5 protein-coding genes are annotated in these 7,189 nt (G+C 55.3%); all 5 read right to left on the reverse strand.

What is annotated here, in order from left to right; all coding sequences use genetic code 11:
• Positions 1-15: 15 nt before the first annotated feature.
• Complete coding sequence (locus F4Y39_19975) at positions 16-1,245, reverse strand: exo-alpha-sialidase (protein MYC16009.1); 1,230 nt, start codon at positions 1,243-1,245, stop codon at positions 16-18.
• Between the two features lie 30 nt (positions 1,246-1,275).
• Positions 1,276-3,477 carry a hypothetical protein gene (locus F4Y39_19980; protein MYC16010.1) on the reverse strand — a complete coding sequence of 734 codons (2,202 nt, stop codon included), beginning with the start codon at positions 3,475-3,477 and terminating at the stop codon, positions 1,276-1,278.
• A gap of 16 nt (positions 3,478-3,493) precedes the next feature.
• Positions 3,494-4,522 carry a hypothetical protein gene (locus F4Y39_19985; protein ID MYC16011.1) on the reverse strand — a complete coding sequence of 343 codons (1,029 nt, stop codon included), beginning with the start codon at positions 4,520-4,522 and terminating at the stop codon, positions 3,494-3,496.
• An 84-nt stretch (positions 4,523-4,606) separates the two neighbouring features.
• Positions 4,607-6,163 carry a glycosyl hydrolase family 32 gene (locus F4Y39_19990; protein MYC16012.1) on the reverse strand — a complete coding sequence of 519 codons (1,557 nt, stop codon included), beginning with the start codon at positions 6,161-6,163 and terminating at the stop codon, positions 4,607-4,609.
• Positions 6,164-6,211: 48 nt separating this feature from the next.
• A complete protein-coding gene (locus F4Y39_19995) occupies positions 6,212-6,967 on the reverse strand; it encodes a sulfotransferase domain-containing protein (protein MYC16013.1) in 756 nt (251 codons plus the stop codon).
• Between the last annotated feature and the right edge of the window lie 222 nt (positions 6,968-7,189).

Genomic DNA, 7,189 nt, shown 5'->3' on the forward strand with positions numbered 1-7,189 from the left:
ACCTCCTATATCCTTCTAAGCATCCAGCCACGCATCCTCAAACACCCGACATCCGACGCCCTCCTGCCCCATGGAACTGCATGCGTAGAGCGTGATATACTGGGATTCATTGAGGGGACCAACAGTGCTGTAGGAGAAAGTCTCTGGTTCGATAACCTTATGGCGCCATGCCTGACCTTCGTCATCGCTAAAATAGATCGCACCGCGCTGGCGCTCTGTGGCGTGCTGCCGCTCGGATTCGGGCAGACCGGAGCCATTGGGAATAGAAAAGAGCAGACGCCTCCCGCCCCGGGCAAGTGTGCCATGGCAGAGCACCCCACTGATATCGACGAGAAAGGGCCTGGACCACGTCTTGCCACAATCCGTCGAAGTATGGGCAATGCGCTGCACAGGACCGGGACGCACCTCCGCGAGAGGGGTGTGGGCTTCGAGCATACCGCGCGAATTCAGCCTGCGAACGAGCAACAATTCCTCACCGCGGTTAACCGACACAGCGGAAGCTTCGTTGGCAAGATAATCCGTGATAAAGCCATCCACGCGCCAGGTCTCGCCCTGATCATCGCTGTAGATAACGGCAGAACCGGACTGGGGATGGTTGCGAAAATAATTCGTAACGGCCTCTCCCTCGGGCACCACAGTAACAGGTCCCCCCAGAACGTACCGCCCCCGATGCGGACCCTGCGTAATCGCGTGAACCTGCCCCACCGCGTTAAACATAATCAGCGTACCATCGGAATAGCGGTGGTTCAGAGGCGACCGGTCCCCGAGCAACGTCTCCATAGTCCAGGTATCGCCATCGTCATCCGAATCAAACCGGCAAAGAACCATGGGCGTATCGCGCCCCACGGCATCGATATCGATACCGGACTGCGCCCGCATCTCGCCATAGTCCTTGTCGTAAATATTCTCTGTACCTCGCAAATCAACCATAGACAGAACGGACACGCGCTCGCGTCCATCTCGTTCGGAAAGATACGCAGACACCGCGTAGTGGGTGATCCGACCCGAAACAGCCCTCGCTGGCGACCACGTCGCGCCCCAATCGCTGCTCCTGCTCGTCAGAATCACCTTCGGATCGTCGTCGCGGCCTCCGCGCAACCTACCCTGACAAAAGGCGATCAACACGCCAGCGCGCGTAACGACATACGACGGCTGAAACGTACGACACACCACCTCACCGTGCACCTCAAACCCAGGCTCAAAAGCCAGCGTCCGTTCACTCAATCCATTTTCAAGCTGCCTCATACGGGCCTCCTGTAAAAAATAGCCACCGGATCACGCGATCCCCGCAAGCCAGTTCACAATAGAAGCGACCTCTTCTCCTTCGGACGCCTGTGTTTCGATCAAAAAACCCTTCTCCGCTTTCAGATTGGCATAGGTCTCAGAAGCCAGTGCGTAATCGGCCTCGATTTTTGCTTTTTCACAAACGTCAAGCCGTTCATCTACCGCATTGACAAGGGCCACGGGACGCGGTGCCAGAGCAGCGGATAGATGGGGCAAATCGTAGGCCGTCGTCACATTCGGCACCATATCGTAGAACCGGACGTGATAAACAGAACCTCGAACCACATCCATATAAGAGGAAAGCGTGCGCCAGGTGCAGACAGCTGTAACAGCGTCGCTCAGAACCGCTGCGTGTAATGCCTGAATGCCACAGCCCCCCCGACCTATGAGCACGACTTCCCGGCTGAGTCCGAGATGGGGCAGGGCGCGAATAGTCTGAAGCAAATCGAAAATACGCATCCCAATAAGCGTATGTCCGGTGTGTCTGGCACCGTACCCATATCCCATGCTCTCCACGCCCAGAAGCTGTGCGACAAAGCCGCCCTGTCGGTCCCGATTGCTCCAATTCGTCGTCTGCGTCTCGCCATAACCCCGCAAATCTACCGCAACAGTCGGATGCCCTGCCTCGACCAGCAGATGGAACAGCCCACCGTCGCTGCAATTTGCAACCTTACCCCGATCATCGGCCAGAATCACCGGCAACCGTTCTGGCACTGAGGCCAGGCTCTGCCCGATGAGCATCGGTAGAAAAACCTCGGCTTCGCTCTCGATAATAGCCTGTCGAATCTGCATATTGCCGTGCATCTCAGATGCGACAACCTCGATGGAAATCTCCTCCTGGGGTCGTTTTATTCCCGTGCGATTCAGGACACACTCGACAAGCGTATCGCGAAACGCGCTCGCCTCTGCCACACTGTGCGCTGCCCGTTGCTTTGGCAGGGTCTCCTCTGCGCGACGAACGCAGAGATCAGTGACCCGATCCGAGTGATAACTCGTGAGAACCTGACCAGTTGGCGACACCTGGAGATCTTCATCGGAGAAAATTTCCAATTCGGGTTCACGCCAGTCCGCCTGGGGATCTCCCAGCCAGCGATTCATCCATTCCATCATCGGTTCCCGCATCTCCCGAAAATAGCCATGTTCCCGGATCGTCTCCACAAAATCCATCTTCTCGCCCTGGCCGAGGGTCTCATAGAGCCACCTGGCTTTGTGAAAAGACATGCGCGTGTTCACAAAAACACCATCGCGCGTCTCTTTAATCAACCGGTACGGCCGCGGATACGCAAAACACATCATCGCTGCATGAGACAGGCCAGTGAGCATATCATTCGGCATATTCTGCTCGGAATCGCCCCCGCCCCAGGTACCCACCGTCCCGACCGGAACCGCGACCTTGATGCGGGGTTCCAAAGGCGTGTACCAAAGCGTCACCGTGCCACCCCCCGAATTTCCGGTGATCCCGAGCCGCTCCGCATCGACCTCGGCGCGGCTTTCCAGATAATCCAGCATCCGGATCGCATCCCAGATACGGATAGCCATCAAATGGAGCCCGGTCAGAAGACAGATATTGCCGCATTTCATATGTTCGGATGTGGGAGCCAGAGAAAGAGATTCCCCGGTTTTGGGATCTTCGAGATACTGGAGACGCTCACCTTGCCCAACCGGATCAAAACACAGAGCCACATAGCCCCTCAAAGCCAGAAACTGCGCGGCACTCTGGTAAGTCTCCACAGCCTTGCCATTGGCTGTATGACCACAGGGAATCAGCACACCGGGCATTGGCGTCGGGCGATTTTTGGGCACAAACAGATTCGCAGTCACATAAAAATTGGGGCGGCTCTGACAGACGATTTTCTCAATCCTGAACTTCTCCCGTTCAATTATACCCGTAATCTCCGGATTCAGTGGCGTTTTCTCTTCGGGCATAGGCCCCAGCGTCTCGCGATAAGCTTTGAGCAACCGGGCGCGGAAGACTTCAAAATCCTCCAAAGTCTTGATCCCGGCCAGATCCACATCGTGCTGCCAGCCGTATTTGCTCTGGATGCGATCCAGATACTTATCGATCATAATGCCGGCATCGCGGTATTCCGGCATGCCACAAAGGACACTAACAGCGAGATGATCCAGCGTCGGTTTCTCTGAAACAGAATAGTCTTTTGAAGCCATCTTCATTCCCCGGTTTTTAGTGTCCATCTCGACCTCATTGCACTCAAACCGTGAAGAGGTATAGATCGTCGGTCGCCTGAGCACCGGCGAAAAAGACGGGCAGACCGTCACAGATCAAATCGGTCTTGCACACATCGTGGATCGTCGGGGCCCTGGGATATCCGTCGCCAAAATCTCCGTAGGGAAACGCAAGCCTGTCGGTTTCGTGCAAAAGGTCGCCATCGATGTCAAAGCGGCGCACAATATTCCCGGATCCGACGATCAAGCACTCACGGTCCCGGTCGAGATAAAGCCCCGTACAGGTCGCGGAACCAGTACAGGGGTAATTGCCCAGGAACTCCGGGGCATCAGGATACTCCACATTGAGAACTGTGACCGATGGATCCAGCAACCATTCCCTCCTGGGATCCTGGATCCTTGAAATACCAGTTGCTACATAGGCGCGCTTCCGGTACAGGATAATGCGGTTCGAAATGTTCATATACCATCTCGAAGGCTCACCTCCGTTGGCAAGCGTCCAGCCGCATGGATCGGTGAATCGTCCATCCTCATCCACAGCGTCTGGAAAAAGGCTGAGAGGGGTCTCTACCTTGCCATCTCCTCTGAATCCCGTCACGCCAACCAGGGATCCTTCATGGCTTGCCCCATGGCAGCGGGCGAGCACATCTTCGCGCACGCCGATTTCAGTCAGCTTGCCATCGTTCTCAACGCGTACAACTTTGATGACGTTTCGCTTGCTGACGGCGAGCACCGTGTCGGCAGCCACTTCAAAATCGTTGACTTCCGGGGCAAATGCGCTGCAGTCGATGGGGACGAGATCCGCCTTCGAGAAGCGCATGCTTTCGATCCCGCGATCACTGCCCACCATCAGATATCCGTTGCAGAAGGCGACTGACTGGCAATCGGGGCGGTCAGGCAAATCCGCAACCAGTTCAGGGCGTTTGATGTCACTCACATTCCAGAACGTGATGCGATTGCCGTATTTTGACGGTGCGGCCACCAAACCGTCTCCGAGATACGCCGCCGCATGCGGCCCACACCCCGGGTACCGCCAGTAGTTTCGTATGCGCATATGACCCCCATTAAAGCGCGATCGTCTCATCCAAACCTGCCACAGAAAAAGCGATCACAGTGAACGCGAAAGAAGACGCCAGCATCAACGCGGCAAGTCTCTGAAGCCCGACGCCCCGGGTGCGCCGCCACCCAGATATCCCCCACTGGACCCCAACCGGTCAGAGGTGACCCAGAAAGCGTAAAGACTGCCATTGCTAAGGCGAAACTGGAAACGCACCTCCCGGTTCGAAATCGCCGACAGATCAGTCGCTCTTCCCCAGGACACCGCCTGGCAGGTGCCATCCTCCCGAAGGGGCGTGCAGTTCTCGAAAGTGAATGGCGCGATGATTTTTCCACTTTTGTCCAGAACCTGCACCCGGAGTTCTCCGACATCCACAACGGCATTTACAAACAGGAATTTGCCGTCAAACCGCACCGGCCTTGTCGTGAGTTCCCCAGTATCACTGTCCGCTTCCATAGCGGCAAATCCATCTCGCCGCATCATCGCCAGACCCATAGACATCGTTTCCAGCCACGTCTCACCCTCTCCGTAGTTTCGCCCACTTACGTAAAAATAGAGCTGATCTCCCACAACGAGACAACAACCACCCGCCGACTGCACATTTCCCCAGTTCCAATTTGTTTTTCCATCTGAAATGCCCATCATCGCCTCGCGGCAGGGGCGATCCCAATGGAACCCATCCCGGCTGAATCCAAACAGCACCTCATTGATTTTGGGGCGATCCGCAGGCTGGTAACGCCAGATGCTGAACAGACCGAGCATAATGCTCTCATAGGCCACCGCATCCAGATTGTACAATTCGGGCTGAATATCGGGTGCCAACTCGTGGTGCCCGTCCAACCGGTCCGCACCGATCCACCAGGTAGGCTCCCCATCGCGCCAGGCCGCCCCCGCAACAAAATCGGAATGCTCCCGGTATCTGCGCGACCTTCTCAGAGGATTCTCCGGATACGAGGACCGGCCAGACCCCCTGATATGGTCCCGAATGCTGTAAACCCACACCTTTCGGAACGGATTGTAAAACATCGTACTGCGATCACCAGTTGTTCCAGTCCATGCTTTGAAGTCCCATTTCAGCCCATCCGGGGACAGGTAAACAGAAGCTCGCCACGGATCCCGGTGGAAAACGAACATCTTGTAGCGGGCATCCGCACCCTCACAGTCCGGATCGGGCCAGACCGTAGATGAATCGCGGCTACCAGACAGACAAATGATATTCGTCCCCGGCATAAAATCCAGTTCCGGGCGCTCCCAGTGCATCCCATCCTCGGAAATGGCGATGCACGTCGTATTTCCCGCCCTGTACCACATCCGAAATATCTCCTCCTCGGCATCGTAGAAAATACCATCGCTGAAAGCCATAGCAGTGGGACGACGAGAGGTAAATTCCCATCGCTTCTCGGGTTTGAGAATCGGATTTCCCGCCCAGTATTGCGGCCGGTGGAAAGTGCGCCGAAGCGTTGTGTTCTCGATCAGGAAGTCGTCGATGAATAACTGCCGTCCCAGGTCAATCGGTATCACCTCGGGAGGATTTTCCAGATAGGGCACACGCATAGGTTCGAAAGCGAGAAGATCCTCTCGCGTGCGCCTCGGCGGCCAATCTTCAGAAAGCACAATACCATTATAGAGCGAACGCATAAAGCGGTCTCCTTTTGTAGTTGCGACGCAGGGAAAACCCAACCGATCCTATTGCCAGTGGCTCAAATCTCTTCCCGTGATCTCCTGCAACGCCTCAATATCCTCCTGAAAAATTTTTCGCAGTGAGTCCCGCACCTCTTCTGAGATACCCTCAGCAATAATCTGATCTTCCGGCTGCGGTGCCTCCGGCGTGGGATAGTGCGTCACCTTATTCACCCGCTGATGCAAAATGGACGGCTGGAAATCCGAATCCACTTCCAGATACTCGAAAAGCCCACGCAAAAAGCCCGCTGGATCTGCTACGAGGTCCTCATAGAACATAATTCGCAGCCGTTCGCGCGAGGCGTATTGGAACAGACGCTTGAAATGCAGACTGTAGAGACTCGGCATCACCCACAGCCCAAACAAACCATGTCCATGAGGATCCAGCACCCGCTCGAACTCCATCCGCTGGTCCGGCTGAAACCGGCGCTTATTCATATGTACCCAGCTCAAAAACGCGCGATCAATCGGGTTGCGCACCGTTGCGGTCAACTTCACGCCGGGAAGATCCCGGACAATCCGCGCAATTGCAGGCTCGAATACCATATAGGAATTGCTCATCTCTCCCACTGCCTTCTCCCCGCACCAATCGTCGAAATAGGCCTCCTGATACCAATCCAGACCTTTGTGGTAATCAGCCACAAAAAAGTTCACATTATCCAGGTGTAATGGCACATACACATCTGGATGCTCTTGATAGACTCTCCACAACCACGACGAAGCGCACTTGGCAGCACCGACATGTATGAAATTGGGCAACATATTCTCCTCCCTGTATTTCAACTGCACACACGCACATTATAACCTGAATAATCTTATCCGAAAAGCCCGTAAAATCCAACAGCTTTAGCGTTGGGTCGCATGGCGAAGGGCTTAGAATTTACGGGGTGGCTTTAGCCTGGGGGATAGTCCTCAAGGGACTATCGGTGGCGGTGCATCAACAAGATTTATTCCGTATTTCACTTGACACAAACAGTATATAAG

This window comes from Gemmatimonadota bacterium, assembly GCA_009838845.1.
Classification (GTDB): Bacteria; Latescibacterota; UBA2968; order UBA2968; family UBA2968; genus VXRD01.